This is a genomic window from Pseudomonas spelaei, assembly GCF_009724245.1.
Classification (GTDB): Bacteria; Pseudomonadota; Gammaproteobacteria; order Pseudomonadales; family Pseudomonadaceae; genus Aquipseudomonas; species Aquipseudomonas spelaei.
This window is the reverse complement of sequence record NZ_WNNK01000068.1, coordinates 1-1,234: the sequence shown is the minus strand read 5'-3', so window position 1 is coordinate 1,234 and position 1,234 is coordinate 1. Positions and strand designations below refer to the sequence as shown.

Genomic DNA, 1,234 nt, shown 5'->3' with positions numbered 1-1,234 from the left:
GGTTCGTAGACGTAACTGCGGTGCTGATCGGCGCTGTGTTCGGCAATCAGGGTGTCGCCTTGCCAGAAGAACTCGGTGGTCTTCCCATCAACGGTTTTGCTGATACGCCGGCCAAACGGGTCGTAGCGGTAGCTGGCGGTTCGGCCCTCCGGTTGAGTAACAGCGATCAGCCGATGTTGGCAGTCGTAGCGGTACTCGGTGACCCGTTGCTGCGCACGTCCTCGCCGTTCGCGAATCAGGTTGCCGAAGGCGTCGTAGTCGTAATGCCGGTCGCCTTGTTTCAGCAGCCGGTTGCCGACGACCACGGCGGGGCCGACACGGTCTTGCATCAACAGGTTGCCCGCCGGGTCGTGGACGAAGCGTTCTTGCAGGTCTTGCGAGTGGTTGGCGCGGGTCAGGCGGTCGAGGGGATCGTAGTGGTAGTCGTGCTGGCCTTTGCGGGTGTCGAGCAGGCGGCTCAGGTTGCCGCGTTTGTCGTAGTCGTATTGGCGACGGTAGTGGTGGTGTTCTTGTTGGGTTAAGGCATGGGCATGCAGGCGGCCTTGGTCATCGTAGTGGTAGTGACTAAGCAGTTGACCTTGCTGGCGCTGGTGTTCGCGGCCTGACTTGAACAGGTGCGAGGTGAGTGTTTTGCCATTGAGTTCGACGGTGGCGAGGTGGCCGCCTTTGTCGTGATGAAAGGCCAGGCGGTTGTTGTCCGGCAGGCGCAGGTGTTTGAGCTGGCCGCAGTGGTCGTAGCCATAACGCAGCGTGCCCCAGCCTTGGTGCTCGGCCGTCAGACGGTTCTGAAGGTCGTATTCGTAGTTGAGGGACCAGTGGCCGTCGTCGGCACTGAGGAGATTGCCGAGGCGGTCGTAGGTGTAATCGACAGCGCTGTCGTCGGGCAGGTTTTTTCGGACCAGGCGACCGGCGTAGTCTCGCTCGTAGCCGGTCACTAACTGACTGCCGTCATCACCGTATTCGGTCTTTTCCAGCAGATGGCCGTTGAGGTCATAGGCGTAGGCCGTGCGCCGCCCATCAAAGCCGGTTTCCTGCTGGATCAGGCCATTGGTGTGGTAGTCGAGTTGATAGGTTTCGCCAACCTCGTTTTCGATCTCGGTCAGCAACAGCCGCGTGTTGTCGTAGCGGTACTTGAGTTGTGTGCCATCCGGGTTGATCCGACGGCTGATCAGGTGCAGACCGTCGGCGTACTCGTAGTGTGTAACGCGCCCCAGCTCATCACGCTCGGCGGTGA

Annotated in this window: 1 pseudogene; it reads right to left on the bottom strand. The window is 60.6% G+C overall.

The features are described 5' to 3' along the window. Positions 1-1,234 (bottom strand): annotated as a pseudogene (locus GNF76_RS29210) (RHS repeat protein); the annotation flags it as partial.